This is a genomic window from Streptomyces sp. NPDC001770, assembly GCF_053596135.1.
In genome coordinates, this window is the sequence record NZ_JBSFFN010000023.1 from 77,186 (window position 1) to 102,161 (window position 24,976).

The following is a 24,976-nucleotide window of genomic DNA, read 5'->3' on the forward strand; positions in this document are numbered from 1 at the left end:
CGGGTGCGACGGAGGTGAAGGGCGCGCTCACTGCTCCGTGCGGTCCGCCCCCTCGTCCTCGTCCACCACGCCCGGCAGCGCTCCCGGCAGCGTGAAGACGAAGCGGGTGCCCGAGGTGCGGGTGGTGTCCACGGCGATCGAGCCGCCGTGGTGCTCGACGATCTTCTTGCAGAGCGCCAGGCCGATGCCGTTGCCCTCGTAGCTCTCGCGGGTGTGCAACCGCTGGAAGATGACGAAGACCCGCTCCGCGTACTCGGGCGCGATGCCGATGCCGTTGTCGGTCACCGAGATCTCCCAGAACGGGCGCCGGCCCTCCGCGCTCCCCTCGCGGCCCGGGTTCGGCACCGGGCGCGCGGCGATGTGGATGGCGGGCGCGGTGCCGGCCGCACGGAACTTGATCGCGTTGGAGATCAGGTTCTGCAGTACCAGGCCGAGTTGCGTCGGCTGTCCGTGGACCACCGGCAGCTCGTCGTGGGTGACGGTGGCACCGGTCTGCTGGACGGCCACGTCCAGATCGCCGACCGTCCGCCGCACCAGGCCCGCCAGATCGACCTCCTGGTCGTCGGTGTGGAGCCGGCCGACGCGCGAGAAGGTCAGCAGGTCGTTGATGAGGAGCTGCATCCGGTTGGCGCCGTCGACGGCGAACGAGATGTACTGCCTGGCCCGGTCGTCGAGCTGCTCGGCGTACCGCCGCTCCAGCAGCTGGCAGAAGCTGGCCACCTTGCGCAGGGGTTCCTGGAGGTCGTGCGAGGCGACGTACGCGAACTGCTCCAGCTCCTCGTTGGAGCGGCGCAGTTCGACGGTCTGGGCGTCGAGCGCCGCCCGGGCCCGGTCCTTGAGTTCGAGGTCCTCCGCGAGCCGGCGTCGCATGGCGTCCACGTCGGCGGCGAGGATCTGGATGTCGGCGGGGCCGGTGGGGCTCAGCGCGTGGGCGTAGTCCCCGGAGGCGACCTTGCGGACGTCCGCCCGCAGCCGGTCCAGCGGCCGCTGCACGCCGAGGCGCAGGCCCGCGAAGGCCAGCGCCATCACCGCCAGCATCACGCCGGCGATCACGATGAAGACCGTGTTGCGCATGGTGCGCACGGAGGCCAGGTCGCTCCGTGCCCGGTCGCGCTCCGCGGCGATGTGCTCCTGCTGGACCCTGAGCGCGGTACGCAGCGCGTCGAACTGGGTCCGCCCGCTCTCCGCGCGCTCCTGGGCCAGGGCGGTGGGGTCCGCGGCGGCGGCGATGGGCCGGGCGACGGAGGCGTGCCACTTCTCGGCGAGCTCGCCCACCCGCGCGAGGTCGGCCGAGGCCCGTGCGTCGCCGGCCGTGAGGTCCTCCAGCTCCGCCATGGCGGTCTTCTGCTGGGCCAGACCGGTGCGGTAGGGGGTGAGGAACTCCGCGTCCCCGGCCAGGCCGTAACCGCGGATGCCCGTCTCCTGGTTGACCAGCGCCGCCTCCATGCGCACCGAGGAGATGAGTGCGGGGGACCAGCGGCCGATGAGCCGCTGATTGACCGCCGTGGACCGGACCAGGGCCCAGGTGCCGCAACTGCCGAGCACGAGCAGCACCACCAGGGCCACGGTGGTGCCCGTGACGAGCCAGCGGCTGGTGCTCCAGCCGGGCCGGTCCCGCTCCGGCCGGAGCTCGGCCGGCCGGAAACCCTCTTCGGCGCTCTGCACGGTGGTTTACCTCTCACTCGGCTGGGAAACGGTGGGTGGATCACGGGCTCCAGTACCCACCGGAGCGCGGGTCACCCTACCCCGCCGACAACGCAGGTTGTCGCGGGCCTCCCGCTCCGGCTACGGTGCGGCCATGACAGTGGAGACCTCGGCGCGTCCCGGGACCGACGAGCTCGCCGACCGTGCGCGCCGCGCGGTCGCGGACCTGGCGCAACGACTCGCGCTGGAGCCGGACGCCGTGCCGTACGGGGAGGACCGTGACGGCGACGGCACCCCGGCGGACGAGAACTGGACCGACCCGCTGGCCTCGCTGCGCGCGCTGGCCCTCCTCAGCCGTGCGGTGGACGAGTGCGCCGCCCGGGCGGCCCGCGCCGCCGCCGACGAGGGGGCCGGCTACCCGCAGCTGGGCAGCGCCTGGGGCGTCAGCCGGCAGGGGGCCCGCAAACGCTGGCCCGGCCTGGTCTTCACCCAACGACCCCCCTCCCGTCCCCTGCCCAACGATCACCGGAGCCCCCACATGAACGGCCTTGCCCCCCGGCGCACCTACACCGTCCTGCTCGTGGAGGACGACGTGGCCGACGCCATGCTCATCGAGGAGGCCCTGATCGAGCGCGGGATGGCGCGGGGCATCAACCGGGTCGACGACGGGGTGTCCGCCCTGGAGTACCTGCGCGACCCCGCGAAGGACCGGCCGGACCTGATCGTGCTCGACCTCAACATGCCGCGCATGAACGGCCGTGAGCTGCTCGGCGTGCTCAAGAACGACGAGCAGCTCTCCAGCATCCCGATCGTGGTCCTCACCACCTCGGCCGCGCCCGACGATGTCCAGGACGCCTACACCCAGCACGCCAACGCCTACGTGACCAAGCCGGTCAACCTGGACGACTTCGTGCACACCGTCCAGAGCATCGACAGCTTCTTCCTGGAGACCGCGGTCCCGCCCCAGCACCGTCTGGACGGCTGAGAAAGCCCCAGCACCGCCTGGACGGCTGAGAACACCGGCCCCCGGGGCGCGTACCGCGTCCGCAGTACGCGCCCCGGGGGCCGTACCTCTCAAGGAGGCCGGGCGGTTCCGCCCTCCGGCCCGGGGAACGACCGTCGCCTCCCTCTAGGGTCGTGACATGGAGACCTCTACCGCACGACGGCTCCGGTGGCCCCGCGCGCGCGGCCGATGGGCGGCGGCCGTCGCCGCGCTCGTCGTGCTCGCCGGCGCCGGCACCTGGACCGCCGTGGCCGACGACGGCACACCCGCCGTGCACCACCAGGACCGGACGATCCGCGACGGCGGGGTGTCCCTGGACACCACGTACTTCACCGCCGACGGCGGCGGGCGGCGCCCCGCCGTACTGCTCGGCCACGGTTTCGGCGGCAGCAAGGACGACGTGCGCGCCGAGGCCGAGAAGCTCGCGGCGGACGGGTACGCGGTCCTCACCTGGTCGGCGCGCGGATTCGGTGAATCCGGCGGAAGGATCGGCCTCAACGACCCCGGTGCCGAGGTCGCGGACGTCTCCCGCCTCATCGACTGGCTCGCCGCCCGCCCCGAGGTCCGTCTCGACGGCAAGGGCGACCCGCGCGTCGGTGTCACCGGCGCCTCCTACGGCGGCGCGGTCTCCCTCCTCGCCGCCGGGTACGACGACCGCGTGGACGCCATCGCGCCCGTCATCACCTACTGGAACCTCGCCGACGCGCTCTTCCCGGACGGGGTGTTCAAGAAGCTCTGGGCCGGGATCTTCGTCAGCAGCGGCGGTGGCTGCGAGAAGTTCGAGCCGAAACTCTGCGCGATGTACGAACGCGTCGCGGCGAGCGGCGCACCGGACGCCGAGGCACGCGCCCTGCTGACGGAACGCTCGCCCTCCGCCGTCGCCGGCCGTATCGACGTGCCCGCCCTCATCGTGCAGGGCCAGACCGACTCGCTCTTCCCGCTCGGCCAGGCCGACGCCATGGCGAAGGCCGTCTCCGGCAACGGCGCACCGGTCTCCGTCGACTGGATCGCCGGCGGCCACGACGGCGGCGACACCGAGGACGCCCGCGTCCAGGACCGGATCGGCGCCTGGTTCGACCGCTACCTCAAGGACGACAAGGGCGCCGACACCGGCCCCGCCTTCCGCGTCACCCGCACCGGCGGCGTCGACTCCACCGACGGGGCCGCCCTCACCCGCGGCGCGAGCACCGACACCTACCCCGGACTGCGCGGCGGCGCCCAGGAGTTCGCCCTCAAGGCCACCGGCTCCGGTCCGGACACCCCGAGCACCGGATCCACCGGAAGCGGCCAGGGCTCCGGAACCACCGCGAGCACGGGGAACACCGCAGCCGCCCCGAACACCGTGACCGTCCGCAACCCGGCCGGGGGCAGCCCGCCCGCGATCTCCGCCGTGCCCGGACTCGGCGCCGGACTCTCCCAGCTCTCCTCCCTCGGCGTCGGCCTCTCCCTGGACTTCCCGGGCCAGCACGCCACCTTCGACAGCGCCCCGCTGACCTCCTCGGTGCGCGCCACCGGCACCCCCACGGTGAAGGTCACCGTCAAGGCCCGCACCGGCGACGCCGTCCTCTTCGGCAAGGTGTACGACGTCGCGCCGGACGGCAAGCGCCAGGAGCTGCCCGCCCAGCTCGTCGCCCCCTTCCGGATCACCCCCGACCAGCAGGGCAAGCCCCTCGACCTGACCCTGCCCGCCGTCGACCACGCCTTCGACGCCGGACACCGCCTCCGCCTGGTGCTCTCCGCGACCGACCTCGGCTACGCGTCACCGGCCGAGCCGAACACGTACACCGTGACCGTCGACGGCCCGCTCTCCGTCCCGACCGACGCCGGACTGACCGCCGCGGCCGCCGGACTCCCCTGGTGGACCTGGGGACTTCCGGCCGCCGCCCTCCTGGTCGCCGCCGTGCTGCTGCTCACCGGGCGCCGCCGCACCGCGACGCCCGCCCCGGACCCGGCGCTCGCGGGGGTACCGCTCCAGATCTCCGGGCTCGCGAAGAAGTACGCGGGCGCCGCGGACCGTTACGCCGTCAAGGACCTCGGCTTCCGCGTCGAACAGGGGCAGGTGCTCGGACTCCTCGGCCCCAACGGCGCCGGGAAGACCACCACCCTGCGGATGCTGATGGGCCTCATCACCCCGGACGCCGGCGAGATCCGCGTCTTCGGCCAGGCCATCCGGCCCGGAGCCCCGGTACTCTCCCGCGTCGGCGCGTTCGTCGAGGGCGCCGGCTTCCTGCCGCACCTCTCGGGCCGCGCCAACCTGGAGCTGTACTGGCAGGCCACCGGCCGCCCCGCCGAGGACTCCCGCATGGACGAGGCGCTGGAGATCGCGGGCCTCGGCGACGCGCTCGCCCGGGCCGTGCGCACCTACTCCCAGGGCATGCGCCAGCGCCTCGCCATCGCCCAGGCCATGCTCGGCATGCCGGACCTCCTCATCCTCGACGAACCGACCAACGGCCTCGACCCGCCCCAGATCCGCGAGATGCGTGACGTGATGATCCGATACGCGGCCGGCGGCCGGACCGTCATCGTCTCCAGCCACCTCCTGTCCGAGGTCGAACAGTCCTGCACCCACCTCGTGGTCATGGACCGGGGACGCCTCGTCCAGGCCGGCCCGGTCGCCGAGATCACCGGCTCCGGCGACATGCTGCTCGTCACCACCGCCGAGGAGGTCACCGAACCGGTGCTCCGCAAGGTCGAGGCCCTCGCGGGCGTCGCCTCCGCGGTCCGTACCGAGGACGGGCGGGGGCTCCTCGTACGGCTCGACGGCGCCACCACCGCCGGACTGATCACCGAACTCGTCCGGCTCGACGTGCCGCTCACCGGCGTCGGCCCGCACCGCCGCCTGGAGGACGCGTTCCTCACCCTGATCTCCGGAGGCTCCGCATGAGTGACGTCCTCACCGGCCCAGGTACGGGCCCCGGCTCCGGCCCCGCCCGGACCCCGGAGGCGCCCGGCGCACCCGGCTACCACCCCCGGCGCACTCTCCCGCTCCGCGTCGAGGCGATGCGGCAACTGCGGCGCCGCCGCACCCTGCTCATGGGCGGGGTCCTCGCGGCCCTCCCGTTCATCCTGATCGTCGCCTTCGCCATCGGCGGCACCCCCGGCTCCCGGGGAGGGTCCGGGGCCGACCGGATCAACCTGATGGACACCGCCACCGCCTCCGCGGCCAACTTCGCCGCCGTCAACCTGTTCGTCTCGGCGGGCTTCCTGCTGGTCGTGCCGGTGGCGCTGTTCTGCGGGGACACCGTGGCCTCCGAGGCGAGCTGGTCCTCGCTGCGCTACCTCCTCGCCGCCCCCGTCCCGCGCACCCGGCTGCTGTGGAGCAAGCTCGTCGTCGCCCTCGGCTTCAGCCTGGCCGCGATGGTGCTGCTCCCGCTGGTCGCCCTCGCGGCCGGAGCGGCGGCCTACGGCTGGGGGCCGCTCCAGCTGCCGACCGGTGGCGAACTCGCCCAGTCCGCAGCACTGCCCCGGCTCGCGCTGGTCGTCGCGTTCATCTTCGTCTCCCAACTCGTCACCGCCGGACTGGCGTTCTGGCTGTCGACGAAGACGGACGCACCGCTGGGCGCGGTGGGCGGCGCGGTCGGCCTGACCATCGTCGGCAACGTCCTGGACGCGGTCACCGCGCTGGGCCACTGGCGCGACTTCCTGCCCGCGCACTGGCAGTTCGCCTGGGCGGACGCCCTCCAGCCCCAACTTGAGTGGGGCGGCATGATCAAGGGCTCGGCCGTGTCGGTGACGTACGCCCTGATCCTCTTCGCCCTGGCCTTCCGGGGATTCGGCCGGAAGGACATCGTGTCGTGACGCCTCCGGTCCACCGCCCGGAATGACTCCCGCGCGCCGCCCGAAGCCGCTCCGTGAGGACATCGTGCCCGGACCCTGATGTTCCGCGTCCCGGACGCCCCTCGGCAGCTCTCCGTCACCGCATCGAGATTCATCCGCAACCGGTTCGACGGCTCCCGGCGGCCCCCTCGCGCGTCACATCCACAGATGCCGACGACATGGGGGCCAGAGATGAACCACGGCACATCGATACGCCCGGCGGGCCGGGCACGGGCGGGCGCGGCGCTCGCCGCCCTGCTGGTGAGCGCCGCACTCCTCGCCGGATGCTCGGCCGCGGGCGGCGGCTCCTCGTCCGACGGAACCGCCGCCGACGCGCGCGGCGGTTCCGTCACCGGCGGCGGCCCCGCGCCCGCCCCGGCGGCCACCTCCGGCGACGAGGCGGCCAAGCAGGCGCAGCGGGACGAGGCCGCACCCGACTACCTCTCCACCTTCGCGCTCGACGTGGACACCGCCAGCTACGGATACGCGCGCCGCGTCCTCGGCGACGGGCAGCTCCCCAAGCCGGAGACCGTACGGCCCGAGGAGTTCGTCAACAGCTTCAAGCAGGGGTACGAACGCCCCAGCGGCAACGGCTTCTCCGTCAGCGTCGACGGAGCCGCCGCCGGGGGAGGGGCGGACGGCTGGTCCCTGCTGCGGGTCGGACTGGCGACCAGGGCCGCCGACGACACCACCCCGAGGCCGCCCGCCGCACTCACCTTCGTCGTCGACATCTCCGGCTCCATGGCCGAGACCGGCCGCCTGGACCTGGTGCGCACCTCGCTGGCCTACCTCACCGAACAACTGCGCGACGACGACTCGGTGGCCCTGGTCACCTTCAGCGACAAGGCCGAGACGGTGGTCCCGATGACTCCGCTGCGCGGCCACCGGACGAAGATCCGGGAAGCCGTCGAGTCGCTGGCCACGGCGAGCTCCACCAACGTGGCGGCAGGGGTGGAGCGCGGCTACGACGAGGCCGTGGAAGGCCGCCGCGAGGGTGCGACCAACCGGGTCGTCCTGCTCTCCGACGCCCTCGCCAACACCGGCGAGACGGACGCCGACGCGATCCTGGAGCGGATCGGCACCTCACGCCGCGAGTACGGCATCACCCTCTTCGGCGTCGGTGTCGGCAGCGACTACGGCGACGCGCTGATGGAACAACTCGCCGACAAGGGCGACGGCAACACCACCTACGTCGCCGACGAGGCCCAGGCCCGCAAGGTCTTCGTCGACCAGCTCCCCGCCCACGTCCAGCTGCGCGCCCGCGACGCCAAGGCACAGGTTGCGTTCGACCGGGAGACGGTCCGGCAGTTCAAGCTCATCGGCTACGAGGACCGGGCCGTCGCCGACGAGGACTTCCGTGACGACAGCGTGGACGGCGGCGAGGTCGGTCCCGGGCACACGGTCACCGCGCTCTACGCCGTACGCCTGCGCGAGAAGGCCTCCGGCCATGTCGCCACCGCCACCGTGCGCTGGCTCGACCCGGTGACCCGCAAGGCGCGGGAGGCGACCGGCTCGGTGGAGACCGGAGCCATCGACGGAGCGCTCTGGGGCGGCTCCGACGAGCGCCTCCAAGTGACGGCGGTGGCAGCCTACTTCGCCGACATCCTGCGCGGCGGCACCCTCCCCGGCACACCCGCACTCGGCGAACTCGCCTCCCGGGCGCGGAAGCTGGCGGCGGAGACCGAGGACAGCTCGGTGAGCAGGCTCGCCGACGCCATCGGCGAGGCCGCCGAGCTCAAGGGCGCGGCGGACGACCTGCCGGACGCACCGGCCGAAGGCGAGATGGACTGAACGGGGGCGTCACGGGGAGGGCCGGCCCCTGCGGTTGCCGGCGCTCCCCGCCGTTTCCCCTTCTCACACGTTCGGGACCTTGAGCTTCGCCCAGCTCTCCTCGCCCGGGACGCCGTCGGCCGCGTCGCCGACGTACCCGAGCTTGCGCTGCCAGGCGGCGTACGACGCACGGTCGGACGCCGACCAGCTGGGCCCGGGCCCGACCGCGTACAGGTCACAGCCCTCCGCCACGAGCCGCTTGCCCATGGCGGTGATGATCGGACTGTTCCGCCCGACGGTGAAGAACCCGGCCCCGGGGAACGGCTCGTACGGCACCGGGATCGGCCCGTCCGGGCCCGCGCCGAGCCGGACCGCGACCCGGTCGCGCATCGCGGTCATCGGGAAGCCGCGCGGGTCCACCTTCCCCGGCTGCCACTCCAGGTGCCCGATCACCGAGCGCTCGGACCACTTGTGGGCGCGGCAGAGCGCCGCCGACGCCCGCTCGATCGCCAGCAGTTGGGCGGCCGGCCAGGGGTCCTGGCCGTCGCCGAGGTTGATGCACTCGAAGCCGTAGAAGTGGGTGTTGCCGTCCGTGTTGGCCTCGTTGTCGGCGGGCAGCTCCGCCGCCTCGGCGACCACCGCGCGCAGCACGTCGTCGTCGCCGAGCCCGGCGTGGTTGGCACGGCCGTTGCCCACCAGGTGGACCGTGCCCTCCTTGTCGATGACCCCGTGGCAGAGCGGCCCGGGGAGGTCGGAGCGGCCGGAGTAGCAGAGCTCCACGGAGCTCGCGACGCCGGAAGTGACGGTGTGATGGATCATCACGCCGTTGACCGGGCCCCAGGGGCCCTTGTGATCGCGGTTGTTCGTGCGCCAGCTCTTGTACTCCACCACCTTCAGCCCCTCGTCGCGGAGGGCCTTGAGCAGGGTGTCGGCGGACAAGGGGGTTGCCATGGTGGTGCTCCCTCGGTGCTTCGTCTGCGCGGTCGTGCGGAATGCGTTCGTGCGGCCGCATCCGTACGAACGCGGTCGTACGGATGCGGCCGCGCGGTTTGCGGCCGTAGGAACGCGGTCGTACGGATGCGCCCCTACGAGGGTGTTGTGCCCCTCCGTAACCGGCTCCCAACCCTCGGTCACCGGGTGAGGGGGCGCGCAGCGTATCGCGGCCCGCCCCGCCCCCGCGGCCGAAGAGCCCGAGCCCCGCCCTACCGGGTGACCCGCACCCGCGTACGCAGCGGCAACTCCGCCGAGGAGCGCCCCACCGCGAACTCGTACGACCCCGGCAGCAGCGTCCAGCCGTCCTCCACGGACCGCCACACGGCCAGTGCCTCCCGGGGTACGTCCAGGGCGACGACGGCCGAACGGCCCGGCTCCAGCGTCACCTTGGCGAACGCCTTGAGCTGCGAGGGGGGTTCGCCCGCCGCCGCCGGGAAGGTGACGTAGAGCTGTACGACCTCGCTGCCCGCGCGGGACCCGGTGTTGCGGACCCGCACGGTCGCGCGGTGGCCGGAACCGGCCCGCGCGACCTTCAGCTCGGAGAGGGCGAAGGCGGTGTACGACAGGCCGTGGCCGAACGGGAAGAGCGGCTGCTCGCCCGACTGCGCGTACCAGCGGTACCCGACCGCCAGCCCCTCGTCGTAGTAGACCTGCTTGCCGTCGCCCGGGAACTCCACCGGCCGCTTGGCCGGCCCCTGCGTCTCCGTGGCCGGGAAGGTCTCGGGGAGCCGGCCGCCGGGCTCCGCGTCGCCGAAGAGCATCGCGCCGACCGCGTTGCCCTGCTCCTGGCCCCCGTACCAGTTGGCGATCACCGCCGGAACCTCCGGCAGCCACGGCATCAGCACGGCCCCCGAGGTGTTGAGCACCACGACGGTACGGGGGTTGGCCGCGGCGACCGCGGCGATCAGCTCGTCCTGGTCGGCTGCGAGGGACAGGGTGGAGCGGTCCATGCTCTCGGCCGTCACGTCCACCACGACCACCACCGCCACCTCCGCCGCGGCCGCGGTGGAGGCCGCCTCGGCGATCAGCCGGTCCTGCCCCGGCTGGTGGCCCACCCGCAGGCTCGCGGTCCCGGAGGTGTGGCGGTAGGTGACCTCGATGGAGTGCGGGCCCTCCGCCAGGGTCACGAAGCCGTTCTGCACCACCTCGGCGCCGGTCGCGTAATCCGCGACCACCGTCCCGTCGACGGTGAGCACCACCGCTCCGCCGCCGCTCAGCGAGAACCGGTAGCGCCCGGTGACCGACGCCGTGTACGTACCGCTGTACCGCGCGGACCAGGCGCCGGTCCGGCCGCTCACCGGGGGCGGGGCGGCCGTCCAGTCGAGGCGGTCGGTGGTCGTGGTGGCGATGACCGTGCCGGTGAGGTCGGCCGAGGCGTAGTAGACCGCCCGCAGGCCCGGCCCGAGCGCTTCGGGGGGTACCGCGGGCAGGGCGCCGACCCCGAGGGTGCCGCGCGCGTACGTCACCGGGATGCTCACCGGGGCGTTCGCGGCGCGGGCCGTGATCCCGGCGAGCGGGGTCACCACCCCGCCGTACGGGTTCACGCTGCCCGAACCACCGCCGTGCGACCGGTAGCCCGCCCCCGCCGCGTCCCCGATCACCGCCACGGACCGGGGAGCGGCGAACGGCAGCACCCCGCCCGCGTTCTTCAGCAGCACGCTGCCCTGGACCCCGATCCGACGGGCCAGCAGCCGGTTCTCCTCGGTGGAGACGACCGTGTCCAGCAGCGTCAGCGGATCGGGGAGCGGGTGGTCGAACAGCCCGACCCGGTACATCGCCGTCAGCACCTGCACGGCCATCGTGTCGAGCGTCTTCCCGGTGACCGCGCCCCGCGCGACCGCCGAGGCGAGCGCCGTACCGAGGTACGTCGACCCCGGCATCTCCGTCGTGGACCCCGCCTCGGCGGTCCGCACCGTGCTGTGGGTACCGCCCCAGTCCGACATCACCATGCCGTCGAAGCCCCAGCCGTCCCGCAGCACGTCCTGGACCAGGGTGCGGTTCTCGTGCGTCCACACCCCGTTGACCTTGTTGTACGCGGTCATCACCGCGCCCACACCGCCCTGTTGGACGGCGGCACGGAACGCGGGGAAGTAGATCTCGTGCAGCGCGCGCGAGGACACCACCACGTCGATGGAGTGCCGCAGCGTCTCCTGGTTGTTGGCCGCGAAGTGCTTCACCGTCGCGATGACGTGGTTCGACTGGATGCCCCGTACGACGGGCGCCGCCAGCGCGGCGTTGAGGTGCGGGTCCTCCGTGAACGTCTCGAAGGACCGGCCCCACCGGGGCGTCCGCAGGATGTTGACGCACGGCCCCAGAGCCACGTTGTGCCCCTTGGCCGCCTGCTCACCCCCGTACGCCCGCCCGTACGTCTCGGCCGCGGCCGGATCCCAGGTCGCCGCCAGCGCCTTCGAACAGGGCCACTGGGTCACCCCCGTCGACCCGTTCCCCACCCCGCTCGGCCCGTCGGCCAGGATCGTCGCGGGGATGCCGAGCCGCTCGTTGCCCGGCACCTTGCCGATGTACCCGGGCCGGGCGACGACCTCCTTGACGTTCACCCCGTGCAGCAGGGCGATCTTCTCCTCCGTCGTCATCCGCGCGACCAGCTCGACCGCCTTCGCCCGGGCAGCCGCCGACCCGGGCTGCTTCACGGGGCCCACGGACACGGGCGCGGCTCCTTCGGCGGCCGGGGCTCTGGAACCTTTCGAGCCCTGGGAGCCCTTGGCGCCCTTGCTGGTTGCCCCTGCCCCTCCGTCCTTGTCCGAGGCGGCGGCCCCGGGGCCCATGGCCCCGAACCCGGCGGCGAGCGTGCTCGCACTCCCCAGTCTCAGCAGCGAACGACGACTGACCCGCATGGCCTCTCCCGGTGTTGGATGCCAGGAACCTAACGGCCGGTGACGCGTGGTCCCGGGAGGCACCAGCGGTGACGCCGGTCGCGGTACACCGATGCAGCCACGCGCGACCGGGGCCGGGGGTGGTCCGTCGCGTTCACGGTCGCACGGCGCCGCCGACGCCGTGCGACCGATCACCTTCTCAGGTGCAGGGAACGCCGTTCAGGGCGAAGCCCGTCGGGGCGCTGCCGGGCACCCCGGTACCCTGGAATCCGAAGGACGCCGAACCGCCGGGTGGGATGGCCTTGTTGTGGCCGGCGTCGGTGGCCGTCACGGTCGTGCCCGTCTGCGTGGCGGTCGCGTTCCACGCGCTGGTGACCTTCTCGTCGCCGACGAAACTCCAGGTGAGACGCCAACCGTTCACCGCGGTCGTGCCGGTGTTGCGGAGGGTGACGTCGGCGGTGAAGCCGCCGCCCCAGGAAGAGCCGACCTTGTAGGTGACGGCGCAGCCGGCGCCCGGAGCGGGCGTCGGGGTCGGGGTCGGAGTGGGTGTCGGGGTCGGAGTGGGCGTGGGGGTCGGTGTGGGTGTGGGTGTCGGGGTGGGCGTCGGTGTCGGGGTCGGCGTGGGTGTCGGGGTGGGCGTCGGACCGGACCCGTCCGGCAGCGCTCCCCACTGGCGTACGTCCCCCTCCAGCAGCACCAGATTCGGCGCGTCCGCCGGGGTGGCGCCCGGTGTGGTGGGCAGGCCCTGGAGCGACCAGTCGTTCGACGGGTCCCAGGCGCCCGAGGAACTGATGCGGAACTGGACCTCCTTGCGGTACGCCGACTGCCCGGCCGGCGCGATCACCGTGTTCGAGCAGTCCACGCTCACGTAGTACACGTCGCCCGCATACCGCGTGGGGCCGCTCGCGGTACCGCACTGGTTGTAGTTGGTGGTGACCGTGATGCCCGCCGGCGAGACCCCCGGTTCCAGCGTGAAGTAGTACCGCAGGGCGGCCTTCGTCAGCGGCCGGGCGGGCCAGGCCGACTTGTTCACCAGGTACGCCTTGATCTCGGTGAAGTTGCTCCCGGAGGCGTTCACCGACGCCTGCGCCAGCACCTGCGGCCCGTCCGGCTGCTCGGCCGGCGGGAAGACCGTGAGCGGGGCGCCGCCGTACTCGGCGTAGAGGCGGGCGAGCGCGCCGGTGAACGCCGCGTTGTAGTCGGTGGCGACCTCGTTGTTGGTGTAGTTCTGCCGGTCGTCGGTGTAGGCGTCGTCGGGTGCGCTCGGTCCGCCGACGAGGGCACCGTAGAGGATGTGGCGGCTCTCGGCCGGGCTGGTGATCTGGTCGGTCCACGAGCCGTGCGAGGTGCGGTGGTGCGGTTTGGTCGGAGGCGTGCTGCCGAAGCCGACGACGTAGCTGGCCCTGCGGGGGTTGTCGCCGAGCGCGTAGTCGATCTGGCGCACCGCGAAGTCGTGGTAGCGCGCCTTGCGGGTCGGGTCGCCCGTCAGCCAGTCGCTGTAGGAGAGCGCGGCGAACGCGGTGTTGGCCGCGTACCGGAGGGAGCCCCACGAGTCCAGCACGGCCTCGCCGCCGGGGGAGTAGCGGACCTTCGCGCCGTCCACCCCGGACGTCCACCAGTCCAGCCATCGGTTGGCGTCGTCGATGTACTTCTGCTTCCCGGTGATCTTGGCGAGCAGCACGTAGGAGCCGTAGGAGGTGTCGTCCCAGGAGAGTGTCCACCGGTAGGAACGGGTGGTGGTCTGCGGCTCGGTGGAGAGGCCGTCGTAGTACTGCTCGGCCTTGGCGAGATAGGCGGCGTCACCGGTGGCCCGGTAGAGCCAGACGGCACCCCACACCAGCTCGTCCTGGTACCCGCTCCAGGAGTTGTAGTACGACTTCGCGTCGGTGATGCAGTCGCTGTACTTGCCCCGGTAGGCGTCGGCGAAGGCGTACAGCTGCTTCGCGTGGGTGACCAGCTTCGCCGCGTAGGCCGGGTCGTCGTCGGAGAACAGCATCGAGGAGGAGGCCATCGCGGCGGCCGTCTGCCCGGCGAGGTCCGTACCGGGGCAGGAGGAATCGATCCGGTAGGCGGGCCGTGCCATCGGCATCACCTCCGCCGGACCCCACCACTTGTGGTCGTCGGCGCCGTTGCCCACCTGGCCGTACAGCACGTTCGGAGACGGGTGCGCCCTGACGAAGTAGTCGTTGACGAAGCGCAGACTGTCCTTGAGGTACTTCAGCTGCCCCGACGCGGCGTACGCGGCCTTCTGTTCGACGCCGCCCCAGGCCAGGACGGTGGCGCTGTACGCCATGGGCAGACCGAACTTGACGTGGTCGCCGGCGTCGTACCAGCCGCCGGTCAGGTCCAGACCGACGTCCTTGCCGTCGTCCAGGCCGGAGTCGCCGCGCCAGGAGACCCGGTTGTCGTCGGGCAGACGGCCGGAGCGCTGGGCCTCGTAGAAGAAGAGCGACTTCTGCAGCGCCTCGCCGTAGGCGAACTTGGGGGCGGCCGCGGCAGGGGTGGCGGCGAGCGGTGTGAGGGCGATGGCGAGCAGGGCGGTCACCACGGCGAGGGCGACGCCCCAGCGGGACCGCATCCCTGACGCGCGGCGTGGGCGCGGAAGCAGCCCGCGCCGTGGTCGCACAATCCGCTGCTCAGCATGTGCCTGACAAGTCATTGATGTCTTCTTTCCGTGGGGAGTGTCGGCCATGGGCAGCGGTGGCAAGGCGTGATGGGAGCGCTCCCGCGCCTCAGATTGCCGCGCTGCGAAACGAAGCGGCAATGTGTGAACACGCCACTTCCGCGCCGTGTGGCTGAAACTGTGCGGTCGTCGTCCGTCGGGTGGGCCCTCCGCCCCAGGCGCGCCGCGTGCCGCACGGTCGGACCGGGGTGGGTCGCCGTGGGGCCCCAAAATCACTTTCGTGTACGGGCGTTGACAGGAGGTCACACCGCTCTCACTATGGGAGCGCTCCCATAGGCGGGATCGGGCCGCCGGCCCGCATGTGCCCGACCGCACCGCGCTCACGTCCCGCCTTCCGCGCCGCCCGCGCGGAACGTTCCGCTGCCCGGACGGCGCTTCGCCGCCGCGCCGGTCGTTCGCCTGCTCATCGGCACCACCCGACAACCACTGACCCGCTCGTGACGACGGACCACCCAGTGAGGACTCCCATGCCAGTACCGCACGGACCCGGCCGCCCGGCCGCCACCGGCTTACGCCCCCTCGCGCGCGGCGCGGCCGTCATGGCCGTGGCCTCAGCCCTGCTGACGTCGCTGGTCGGTGTCGCGCCCGCCGCGTCTTCGGCGACCGCCGTCGCGGACGTGGACGTCCAGGTCAACGCCCAGGCGGCGCTGGGCCGGCTGTCCGACACCGCCCGCGGCGTCAATACCGCGGTGTGGGACTCGCACATGAACGATCCCGAGGTGGCCGACCTCATGAAGGCGGCCGACGTGGGCGCGATGCGCTACCCCGGCGGGTCGTACGCGGACATCTATCACTGGGAGACGAACACGGCGCCCGGGGGCTACGTCGCCCCGGGTACCGGCTTCGACTCCTTCATGGGCACCGTCGCCGCCACCGGCGCGCAGCCCATCCTGATCGCCAACTACGGTTCGGGCACGCCCGAGGAAGCGGCCGGCTGGGTCAGGTACGCGAACGTCACGAAGAAATACGGCGCGAAGTACTGGGAGATCGGCAACGAGATCTACGGCAACGGTCACTACGGCAGCGGCTGGGAGCACGACGACCACCAGGACAAGAGCCCTGGGGAGTACGCCCGCCAGGTGCGCGCCTACGCCGCGGCCATGAAGGCCGTCGACCCGACCGTCAAGATCGGCGCGGTCCTCACCGTTCCGGGCGAATGGCCGGACGGCGTGGTCGGCGAGGGGGATCCCGGTGACTGGAACAACACCGTGCTGCCCGAAGTGGCCGACGTCATCGACTTTGTGAGCGTCCACTGGTACGCGGGTGGATCCGACACCACCGCCGCGGACGCCACGGCCAGGCTGGCCAGGCTGCCCGGTGAACTGCGGGAGGTGCGCAGCCAGCTCGACCGGTACGCGGGCACCGGCTCACCGGGCATCGGCATCGCCCTCACCGAGATCAACACCAACACCGGTGGCGCTCGGCTCACCGCCCGTCCCAACGGACTCTTCGCCGCCGACGCGTTCATGACGGCTCTGGAGAACGGCGTGTTCAACGTCGACTGGTGGAACACCCACAACGGCATCGGCCAGATCACGACCGTCGACGGCGAGACGGACTACGGCGACATGGGGATGCTCTCCAGCGGTGCTTGCACCGGTGACGTGTGCGAGCCGGCGCCGAACACACCGTTCCACCCCTACTACGGCATGAAGATGACCAGCGAACTGGGCACTGCGGGCGACACCATGGTCGCTGCCGCGTCCTCCGCGCAGGACGTCTCGGCACACGCGGTTCTCCGTCGCGACGGGCGGCTGAGTGTCCTGCTCGTCAACAAGAACCCGGACGCCGCCCGGACCGTGGACCTCGCGTACGCGGGCTTCACTCCGGCCGCCACCGCTCCCGAGGCCAGCCGCTACGCGCCGGGCGACAGCGACATCACCGCGCTCGCCGCAGGGGAGGCGTCCACCTCACGGGTCACCGTGCCGGCGTCCGCCCTGCTCACCGTCACCCTCGAACCGCAGGCCGGCACCGGTCCGGTGGCCTCGGCCGCCGGAACCCCGGACACCCCGAAGCTGGAGGGGGTGACCGACACCACCGCTCGCCTGTCGTGGAGCAACTCGACGGGCGCCGCCCGCTACCTGGTCCAGGAGCGCGACGGCGCGCACACCCACCTGATCGGTGAGGCCACCGGCACGTCCGTGACCCTCCGGAACCTGCCCCCGGGCAGCACCCACACGGTCAACCTGCTGGCAGCCGACGCCTCGGGACGCCTCTCCGCCCCGTCCTCTCCGCTGACCTTCACCACCGGCTTCCCGTCGAACGCGGCCTGCGCGGTGACCTACCACCGTGACACGGGCTGGGGCAACGGCTTCGTGTCCACGGTCACCGTCCGCAACCTCTCCGACGTGCCGATCACCGGCTGGACCGTCGACTGGGACTGGCCGACCGGGACGCAGTCGGTGGCCTCCGGCTGGAACGCCACGTTCCAGCAGACCGGCTCACACGTGCGGGTGACCGCACCCGAGGGCGCGGGGCCGCTGGCCCCGGACGGCGGCTCGACGGTCTCCTTCGGCTTCGTCGGCGCCAACGACGGGCCCAACCCGGACCCGACGGCCTTCCGCCTCAACGGCACGGTCTGCTCCAGCGGCTGACGCTCGATCCGGGCGGTCCGGGCGGTCCGGGGGTCCGGGCGGTCCGGGGGTCCGGGCGGACCACCCGGTCCGGGCGGGAACAGGGCCCGCAGGCCGCGCCGAGCGGCAGGGGTGCCCTCGGTCACCCGCAGAAATCCGGTGACAGCCGTACAGCCCCGGTGTCCGACCTTGATCGCAGAGGGGGATGCCGGGGCTTCGTCGTCCCCACAGAAACCCGCCCCGACCAGCGAAAAGCCCTCCCGATGGGGAGGGCTCTCGACAGTGCCCCCGGCAGGACTCGAACCTGCGGCCAAGCGCTTAGAAGGCGCCTGCTCTATCCACTGAGCTACGGGGGCCGGGTGTGGGCCGTGGCGGGCGGGAGTCCTGTGGTGGGGGAGTCCCTCGCCGTGCCGGGACAAGGATAGGGCTCTTGTCGCGGTGTCCCGGTTGCTTCGCCTGCGTGGCACCTTGTGGAGGTTCGGTGAAGCGAACCGATAATCGCAGCTGGGTACGGATCGCGCACCGGTTTTCGGGCCGGATCGCGCGGGTGTTGTGCACTCGTTATGCCCGCGCTGTGCATGTCCCGCCTGCTCTCGGGGTGGAACCGCCGCGCACGGGTGGCCATACGCTTCAAAAAGGCGCCAAAAGCGGGCATTCTTCGCATGTGGTGACCATGGATGTACGGCCTCAGCTCATCGACGCACTCTCCGCCCTGCGCGACCGTGTCGCTGCCGTGCGTCTTCCACTACCGCTCCCCGGATCGGAGCGGGACCGTCAGACCAGGGACGAACTCCTCGCACAGCTCGACGACTACCTGCTGCCCCGGCTGAAGGCGCCCGAGGCGCCGCTGCTCGCGGTGATCGGCGGGTCCACCGGGGCGGGGAAGTCGACGTTGGTCAACTCGCTCGTCGGGTGCCGGGTCAGCGAGGCGGGGGTGCTTCGGCCTACGACCCGGACGCCGGTGCTGGTCTGCCACCCGGACGACCACCACTGGTTCGCCGACGTACGGGTGCTGCCCCAGCTGACCCGGGTCTGGCTGCCGCCGGGGCGGGGGGCCGGGGCGGACGGGATCGAGGAGGCGGGCGCCGGGCGGGTGCGGGGGGCCGCGCGGGAACTGCGGGTCGAGACGGCGATGAGCCTGCCGCGCGGGCTCGCGCTGCTCGACGCCCCCGACATCGACTCGCTCGTCGAACGCAACCGGGTCCTCGCCGCCGAACTCATCTGTGCGGCCGACGTCTGGGTGATGGTGACCACGGCGTCCCGGTACGCCGACGCGGTGCCCTGGCACATGCTGCGTACGGCGAAGGAGTACGACGCCTCGCTGGTCAGCGTGCTCGACCGGGTGCCGCACCAGGTGGTGGGCGAGGTCTCCCGCCAGTATGCGGCGCTGATGACCCGCGCCGGGCTCGGGGACGTACCGCGCTTCACCATCCCCGAGCTCCCCGAGTCGGCGGGCGGCGCCAGTGGGCTGCTGCCCACCACGGCCGTCGCCCCGCTGCGCGCCTGGCTCACCCACCGGGCCCAGGACCCCGCGGCCCGGCAGCAGGCGGTGGGGCGTACGGCGGCCGGGGTCATCGACTCGCTGAACGTACGGATGCCCGCGCTCGCCGGGGCCGTGGCCCAGCAGTACGCGGCGGCCGTACGGCTCACCGGCGCGGTGGAGGACGCGTACGAGAAGGAGGCCGAGCGCATCCGCCGCAGGCTCCGCGACGGTGCCGTGCTGGCGGGCGACGCCCGGACGCGCTGGCGCGGGTACCCGCTGGACAGTTCGGCCTGCGAGGTGCTGGAAGCGCTGGTGGAGAGCCTGGTCGCCCTCATCCAGTGCGCCGTCGCCGCCGCCGACGAGAAGATCCGTACGGCCTGGCGGCGGGATCCGGCCGCGGCGGGGTTCCGCTTCGAGAGCGCGGGCCGGGAGGGCGGCGGCTGGGGTCCGGCGGAGGACGTCGAGGGCCGGATCGCCGTGGCGGTACGTCGGTGGCGGCGGGTCGTCGAGGAGCTGGCCGAGGAGGAGGTGGGCCGGCTCGACCGCAGTGTGGCGCCGGACCCGGAGACCGTCGCCGCACTCCTCGCAGCCGCCCTGCTGGGCGGGCGGCGGGCCCGCACCGCGGGGGAGCAGCTCGCCGAACGCATCGGTGCGCAGGGCGCCCTGAGGCTGCGGGACAAGGGCGGGGCCCTGCTCACCAGCTATCTGGACCAGGTGCTGCGGGTGGAGCGGGAGCGGCGGCTCGCCCCGCTCGACGCGCTCGACATCGCCCCGGAGCCGCAGGCGGAGCTGATCGCCGCACTGTCCGTGTTGCAGAGGGAGAGGAGGCAGCGATGACTGCCGTCGTGGATCAGGACCGGGAGCAGGGCGATCAGGGCCGGGGGAGAGGCCAGGGAAAGGGGGGCGCGGGCGGCGGGGGCGACCGCGACGACGTGACGGCGCCCGTGACATCGGAAGCACCCGTGACATCGCAAGCACCCGAGGCGTCGGAGGACGATGGCGTGCCCGAGGCCCCCGCCGTCGGCGATCCGAAGGTGCCGGGGGCCGCACGCGTCGCCGACCGGCAGCCGGACCGGAACGCCGACCGGAAGCCGGATTGGAACGCGGACGGGAAGCCGGACTGGAACGCCGACCGGAAGGTGGACCGGAACGCGGACGGGAAGTCGGACCGGAATGCGTCGGACCGGAACGCGGACAGGGGCGCTGCCGGGCCGGTGGACGAGCCGGGTGTACAGGGTGTGAGGGGCGTACCAGGCGTCGTCCCCGGGGCACAGGCGGACGCACCCGCGTCGGCGGGCGACCCGTACCCGCAGGACACCGCCGTCACCCCGGCGGGCGTGGCCTCGCACTGGGACGACGGGCTCATCGCCCGCCGGGCCGCGGTTCGGGCAGCCAAGGCCGACGAGCGCGAGCCGGCGGTGCCCGAGGACGAACCGGGGCCCGAGGTGGAGGCGTACGTAACGTCGGGCGGCACGCTCCGGCCGCGGCTCGAAGCGCTGCGCGAGCTGGTCGGGCTGTCCCGCGCGCGGATCGACCAGGGGGCGCTCGCCGAGGCGGGCCGGGTGCTCGAAGAGGCTGCCGCGCGGCAGCGGCTCTCCTCCCGGCACACCGTGGTCGCCCTCGCCGGAGCGACGGGCAGCGGGAAGTCCTCCCTCTTCAACGCTCTCGCCGGAGCGCAGATCTCCGACACCGGCGTGAAGCGGCCGACCACCTCCTCCCCGATCGCGTGCAGTTGGACGGACGGGGCCGCAGGGCTCCTCGACCGGCTGGCGATCCCCGGACGGCTCCGCCGCAGGCCCCAGTCGGGGACGGCGGGGGCCGACGCGGCGCTCCAGGGGCTCGTCCTGGTGGACCTCCCCGACCACGACTCGGCCGCCGCCGGGCACCGGGAACAGGTGGACCGGGTCCTCGCCCTCGTCGACGCGGTGATCTGGGTCGTCGACCCGGAGAAGTACGGCGACGCGGCCCTGCACGAGCGCTATCTGCGCCCGCTCGCCGGCCATGCGGAGGTCAGCTTCGTCGTGCTCAACCAGATCGACCGGCTGCCCGGCGAAGCCGCCGACCTCGTCCTCGACGATCTGCGCCGGCTGCTCGACGAGGACGGCATGGCGGTGGGCGAGCACGGAGACCCCGGCGCCACCGTGCTGGCCCTCTCCGCCCTCACCGGCGAAGGGGTCGGCGAACTGCGCGAGTTGCTGGGCAAGTTCGTGCAGGAGCGTACGGCCGCACAGCGCCGGCTCTCCGCCGACGTGGACGCCGCCGCCGCGCGGCTGCGCCCGGTGTACGTCGCGGAGGGACGCTCCGGGCTGGGCGAGCGGGCCCGGGAGGAGTTCACCGACCGGCTCGCCGACGCGGTCGGCGCTTCGGCGGCCGGACAGGCGGCCGAGCGCGAGTGGCGCCGGAACGCGGGCCGGGCCTGCGGCACCCCGTGGCTGCGGCTCTGGCGGTGGTACGAGTCGACGCGCAGGCTCGGCGGCCTGGAGCGCATGGGACAGGTCCTCACCCCCGCACGGGAGGAAGAGGAGGCGACCGCGCGGCAGCGGGTCGAGCAGGCGGTACGGGTGGTGGCCGACGACGCCGCCGGAGGGCTCCCGGACCCGTGGGCCCAGGCCGTGCGCGAGGCCGCGTACAACGGGGCGAAGGGGCTGTCCGAGGCGCTGGACGAGCTGGCGGGGACGGCGGGTTCGGCCGTCCCCGCCCGAGGCCGGAGGGCCGGCGCCGGCGCGGCGGGGACCGGCACGGCGGACGGGCCCTCGGGGGCGGGCGGGGGCGGCCGTACGCGCGGCCCGGGGCGGTTCGGACGGAACCGGTCCCGGGGGGACGGTGCGGAGACCGGGGTCGGCAGCGTCCAGGGCTCGCCCGTGCTGCTCGGCCGGCCCGCCAAGCCGCCGCGCCCCAAGTGGTGGCCGGCGGCGGTCGTGGTCCAGGCGTCCATGACCCTCCTGCAGATCTTCGGAGGGCTGTGGCTGGTCGGTCAGATCGTCGGGGTGCTGGAACCGGGGCTCGTCGTCCCCGCGCTCGTGATGCTCGCCGGAGTCGTCGGCGGTCCGCTGGTGGAGTGGGCGTGCGCGGCCGCGGCGCGCGGTCCGGCCCGGCGGTACGGGCAGGAGGTCGAGCGGCGGCTGCGGGACGCGGCGGCCGGATGCGGTCGCGCCAGGGTCCTCGACCCGGTGGCCGCCGAACTCTCCCGGTACCGCGAAGTGCGCGAGCGGTACGGGGCGGTGACGGAGTTGTCCACAACCGGCCGGTAATCCACAGGCCCCGGCAGGATCTCCGCCCCTCGTCCAGCATGGAGTCCTTCGCACCGCCCAGCACGCGGGCGCGGTGGCGGAGGAGCGGCACGGGGAAGCGGGGAGAGCCTCGCGTACCCACCGGTGCGCGGGGCTCTCCCGCGTTCGGGTGGCGTACGCGGGCGGCCCGTCAACCCCGGCTGCTGGGCGGCACCCGGCGGGCTCGCCCGCACGGACAGGAAGCGAAGGCGGGGGACAGGACATGAACGAGACCTTGGTGACGCTGGTCGGCAATGCCGCGACGGGGGTGGAGTACCGGGAGACGGCCTCGGGCGGGATGGCGCGGTTCCGTCTCGCCGTGACACCCCGCCGCTGGGACCGGGAGAAGCAGCTCTGGGCCGACGGGCACACGAGTTTCTACACGGTGTGGGCCTGGCGGGGCCTCGCGTCGAACGTGGCCGCCTCCGTCTCCGTGGGCGAACCACTGCTGGTGCACGGCCGGCTGAAGGTCCGGGAGGAGGAACGCGAGGGCGCGCACCGGACGTTCGTGGACGTCGAGGCGGTAGCGGTGGGCCACGACCTGAACCGGGGCACCGCCGCGTTCCGGCGCGCGACGCGACGCGAGCCGCCGTTCGGCGCGGAGGCAGCGGAGGCAGGAGTGGGCGCGGGCGCGGGGGCGCGTGCGGGGCTGGTGGCGGAAGGTGGCACGGGCACGGGCACGGGCATGCGTGCGGGAGCGGGCGCCGGTGCAGGTGAGGGTGCTCGTACGAGAGCCGGCGCAGGGCCGCCAGGAGGGCCGGCGGGAGGGCAGGGAGGAGGCCCGGGAGGTGGGGCGGCAGGGCCGGGGGGACAGGACGCGGACGGTCCGGTTTTCGCGAGCGAACCGGTCGGTGACGGTCCCTCCTGGGAGCTCGGGCCCGTCGGCGGAGAGGGAGGCCATGCGGGAGCGGGAGAGGTTCCCCGAGCGGCGGCGGTGTTCACATGAGCCGACGACCTGTCAGAAACGGTCCGTGGAGCATGTGTCGAGATCTTGAGTGGGTCAGCGAGCGCTCGGTGCACGGTTGGTGACGGGGTGCTGATGGTTTTCGTCGCGCTCCGCGGGGCGGGAGTGGCGGCGATAACGATTGCGATTCGGAATGGTTGTGCGACCGTAAGACGGGGGAGCGGTTCTGGGCCCCGTCCATAGGATTCCCCCGTACTCATGGGCACTTGAGTCTTTCGGCGGGGCACTCCCCACACGCGCACCGAGCGCGAGGGCTCCGCCCCGGAGGGGAATTCTGTGACTTCTGCGTTTTCTGAGATTTCAGCGCTTCAAGATTCCGACATATCGTCCGACCCGGCCCTCGGCGCCGGTCGGGCCGCACGTCGGCCGCTGCGGGGACGGGGCCACGGGCTCGCCCGCCTGGCCTCCACCGCACTGGTCACCGGTCTCGTCGCGGCCGGCGCCCTCACCGGCGCGGGCGCTGCGGCGGCCGACGAGGCACCTCAGCACCAGGGTGGCGCGACCGCCGTCCTGGACGGGCTGAAGACGTTCGACAAGGCCGTCATCAAGACGCCCGGAGCGGACGACCAGCGGGTCTCCGCCGGTCTCTTCGAGATGACCGTCGACGGCGGCGGCAAGCTCAAGACCTACTGCATCGACATCCACAACCCCACCCAGCCGGCGGCGGAGTACAAGGAAACCCCCTGGGCGGAGTCCTCGCTCGGCAAGAACGACAACGCCGGCCGCATCCGCTGGATCCTCGAGCACTCCTACCCGCAGGTCGACGACCTCGCCTCCCTCGCCAAGGCGGCCGGCGTCGGCTCGCTCACCGAGGGCACCGCGGCCGCCGGCACCCAGGTCGCCATCTGGCGGTTCTCGGACAACGCCGACGTCACCGCGGTGAACAAGGACGCCGAGAAGCTCGCCGACTACCTCCAGGGCGCGGCCCAGAACTCGGCCGAGCCCCAGGCGTCGCTCACCGTGAGCCCCGCCGTCGTCTCCGGGCAGGCCGGCGGCCTGCTCGGCCCGGTCACCGTCCACACCGACGCGGCCGAGGCAGCGGTGGCCCCGCCCGCCGACGCCGTCGCCAGCGGCATCAAGATCACCGACAAGGACGGCAACCCCGTCTCGAAGGCGACCGACGGCACCGAGCTCTACTTCGACGTGCCGAAGGGCGCCGCGGACGGTACCGCCGCACTCACCGTGCAGGCCACCACCTCCGTCCCGGTCGGCCGTGTCTTCACCGGCGTGACGACCACCAGCCAGACGCAGATCCTGGCCGGTTCCAGCGAGTCCGTCGTCTCCGCGCAGGCCACCGCCACCTGGGCCGCCAAGGGCCCGGTTCCCGCGGTGACCGCACAGAAGAACTGCGCCAAGGGCAGCGTCGACTTCACCGTGACCAACAGCGGCGACCAGCCGTTCAGGTTCTCGTTCGAGGCCGGTACCGACTTCACCGTCGAGGCCGGTGGCACCAAGACCGTGTCGGTCCCGGTCGGTGAGGACAAGGCGTACGACATCACCCTCGGCGGTGTCGACATCGACTTCAAGCAGAACTTCAAGGGCGTGCTCGACTGCGTCACCGCCTCCACCCCCGCTCCGGGCGACGAGGGCACCGACACCCAGGCCGGCGCTTCGCCGAGCCCCGTCGCGACCGCCGCCGCCGCCGACACGACCGGCGGTGGTGAGGGCGACCTCGCCGCCACCGGTGGCTCCAGCGCGACCCCGGTCATCGCGGGCGTCGCCGTCGTGCTCGTCCTCCTCGGCATCGGCACGATGGTCTTCCTCCGCCGCAAGAAGGCGGCCGCCGGCGCCCAGTAGTGGCCGCCGGGTGCGCGCGGTGACCGCGCGCACCGCGCCGTGACGGTGCGGCGGCAGGAGTGCCGCACCGCCGCAGGACCGTACGACCGAAGGCCCCGGCCCCCGGATTTCCCGGGGGTGCGGGGCCTTCGCGCGTACCTGGAGCCGCCG

12 protein-coding genes, 1 tRNA gene and 1 pseudogene are annotated in these 24,976 nt (G+C 73.1%); 9 read left to right on the plus strand and 5 right to left on the minus strand.

The window, feature by feature from the left end:
• Positions 1–27: 27 nt before the first annotated feature.
• A complete protein-coding gene (locus tag ACWCSV_RS21115) occupies positions 28–1,665 on the minus strand; it encodes a sensor histidine kinase (protein ID WP_451144375.1) in 1,638 nt (545 codons plus the stop codon).
• Positions 1,666–1,798: 133 nt separating this feature from the next.
• Between ACWCSV_RS21115 and ACWCSV_RS21120 the strand changes: the two genes are divergently transcribed.
• The 4 genes from ACWCSV_RS21120 (at position 1,799) to ACWCSV_RS21135 (ending at position 8,254) form a co-directional block, all read left to right on the plus strand.
• Entirely contained in the window at positions 1,799–2,629 is an 831-nt protein-coding gene (locus ACWCSV_RS21120) for a response regulator (protein ID WP_451144377.1), read from the plus strand.
• Positions 2,630–2,786: 157 nt separating this feature from the next.
• Positions 2,787–5,531, plus strand: coding sequence for an alpha/beta fold hydrolase (locus ACWCSV_RS21125; RefSeq protein WP_451144379.1), 2,745 nt, complete (start codon positions 2,787–2,789; stop codon positions 5,529–5,531).
• Entirely contained in the window at positions 5,528–6,445 is a 918-nt protein-coding gene (locus ACWCSV_RS21130; RefSeq protein WP_451144381.1) for an ABC transporter permease, read from the plus strand. Before ACWCSV_RS21125 ends, ACWCSV_RS21130 begins: the two co-directional genes overlap by 4 nt.
• 210 nt (positions 6,446–6,655) lie before the next feature.
• Positions 6,656–8,254, plus strand: coding sequence for a YfbK domain-containing protein (locus tag ACWCSV_RS21135; protein ID WP_451144383.1), 1,599 nt, complete (start codon positions 6,656–6,658; stop codon positions 8,252–8,254).
• A 63-nt stretch (positions 8,255–8,317) separates the two neighbouring features.
• On the opposite strand, the gene ACWCSV_RS21140 is transcribed toward ACWCSV_RS21135, so the two are convergent.
• From ACWCSV_RS21140 to ACWCSV_RS21150, 3 genes are all read right to left on the minus strand, one after another.
• Positions 8,318–9,184, minus strand: coding sequence for a peptidoglycan-binding protein (locus ACWCSV_RS21140; RefSeq protein WP_451144385.1), 867 nt, complete (start codon positions 9,182–9,184; stop codon positions 8,318–8,320).
• 251 nt (positions 9,185–9,435) lie between these two features.
• Positions 9,436–12,078, minus strand: a complete 2,643-nt coding sequence (locus ACWCSV_RS21145) for a glycoside hydrolase family 3 C-terminal domain-containing protein (RefSeq protein WP_451144387.1) — start codon at positions 12,076–12,078, stop codon at positions 9,436–9,438.
• A gap of 178 nt (positions 12,079–12,256) precedes the next feature.
• Complete coding sequence (locus tag ACWCSV_RS21150; RefSeq protein WP_451144389.1) at positions 12,257–14,635, minus strand: glycoside hydrolase family 9 protein; 2,379 nt, start codon at positions 14,633–14,635, stop codon at positions 12,257–12,259.
• A 572-nt stretch (positions 14,636–15,207) separates the two neighbouring features.
• Between ACWCSV_RS21150 and ACWCSV_RS21155 the strand changes: the two genes are divergently transcribed.
• On the plus strand, positions 15,208–17,334 hold the full coding sequence (locus tag ACWCSV_RS21155) for a cellulose binding domain-containing protein (RefSeq protein WP_451144391.1): 2,127 nt from the start codon (positions 15,208–15,210) through the stop codon (positions 17,332–17,334).
• A gap of 262 nt (positions 17,335–17,596) precedes the next feature.
• Here ACWCSV_RS21155 and ACWCSV_RS21160 read toward each other — a convergent pair.
• Positions 17,597–17,669: transfer RNA gene (locus ACWCSV_RS21160), tRNA-Arg, on the minus strand.
• A 317-nt stretch (positions 17,670–17,986) separates the two neighbouring features.
• On the opposite strand from ACWCSV_RS21160, the gene ACWCSV_RS21165 reads away from it, so the two are divergent.
• From ACWCSV_RS21165 to ACWCSV_RS21180, 4 genes and pseudogenes are all read left to right on the plus strand, one after another.
• Positions 17,987–19,633, plus strand: a complete 1,647-nt coding sequence (locus tag ACWCSV_RS21165; RefSeq protein ID WP_451144393.1) for a dynamin family protein — start codon at positions 17,987–17,989, stop codon at positions 19,631–19,633.
• Complete coding sequence (locus ACWCSV_RS21170) at positions 19,630–22,047, plus strand: GTPase (RefSeq protein WP_451144395.1); 2,418 nt, start codon at positions 19,630–19,632, stop codon at positions 22,045–22,047. The genes ACWCSV_RS21165 and ACWCSV_RS21170 overlap by 4 nt, the downstream gene beginning before the upstream one ends.
• A 241-nt stretch (positions 22,048–22,288) precedes the next feature.
• Positions 22,289–22,654, plus strand: a pseudogene (locus ACWCSV_RS21175) (single-stranded DNA-binding protein); the annotation flags it as partial.
• Positions 22,655–23,350: 696 nt separating this feature from the next.
• Positions 23,351–24,826 carry a Cys-Gln thioester bond-forming surface protein gene (locus tag ACWCSV_RS21180; RefSeq protein ID WP_451144445.1) on the plus strand — a complete coding sequence of 492 codons (1,476 nt, stop codon included), beginning with the start codon at positions 23,351–23,353 and terminating at the stop codon, positions 24,824–24,826.
• The last annotated feature ends 150 nt before the right edge of the window (positions 24,827–24,976 follow it).

Bases quoted from the DNA above. Each gene is read 5' to 3' on its own strand.
- ACWCSV_RS21140 (WP_451144385.1), bottom strand. From the start codon at position 9,184: ATGGCAACCCCCTTGTCCGCCGACACCCTGCTCAAGGCCCTCCGCGAC.
- ACWCSV_RS21135 (WP_451144383.1), top strand. From the start codon at position 6,656: ATGAACCACGGCACATCGATACGCCCGGCGGGCCGGGCACGGGCGGGC.
- ACWCSV_RS21145 (WP_451144387.1), bottom strand. From the start codon at position 12,078: ATGCGGGTCAGTCGTCGTTCGCTGCTGAGACTGGGGAGTGCGAGCACG.
- ACWCSV_RS21170 (WP_451144395.1), top strand. From the start codon at position 19,630: ATGACTGCCGTCGTGGATCAGGACCGGGAGCAGGGCGATCAGGGCCGG.
- ACWCSV_RS21155 (WP_451144391.1), top strand. From the start codon at position 15,208: ATGCCAGTACCGCACGGACCCGGCCGCCCGGCCGCCACCGGCTTACGC.
- ACWCSV_RS21120 (WP_451144377.1), top strand. From the start codon at position 1,799: ATGACAGTGGAGACCTCGGCGCGTCCCGGGACCGACGAGCTCGCCGAC.
- ACWCSV_RS21130 (WP_451144381.1), top strand. From the start codon at position 5,528: ATGAGTGACGTCCTCACCGGCCCAGGTACGGGCCCCGGCTCCGGCCCC.
- ACWCSV_RS21150 (WP_451144389.1), bottom strand. From the start codon at position 14,635: ATGCGGTCCCGCTGGGGCGTCGCCCTCGCCGTGGTGACCGCCCTGCTC.
- ACWCSV_RS21125 (WP_451144379.1), top strand. From the start codon at position 2,787: ATGGAGACCTCTACCGCACGACGGCTCCGGTGGCCCCGCGCGCGCGGC.
- ACWCSV_RS21165 (WP_451144393.1), top strand. From the start codon at position 17,987: ATGGATGTACGGCCTCAGCTCATCGACGCACTCTCCGCCCTGCGCGAC.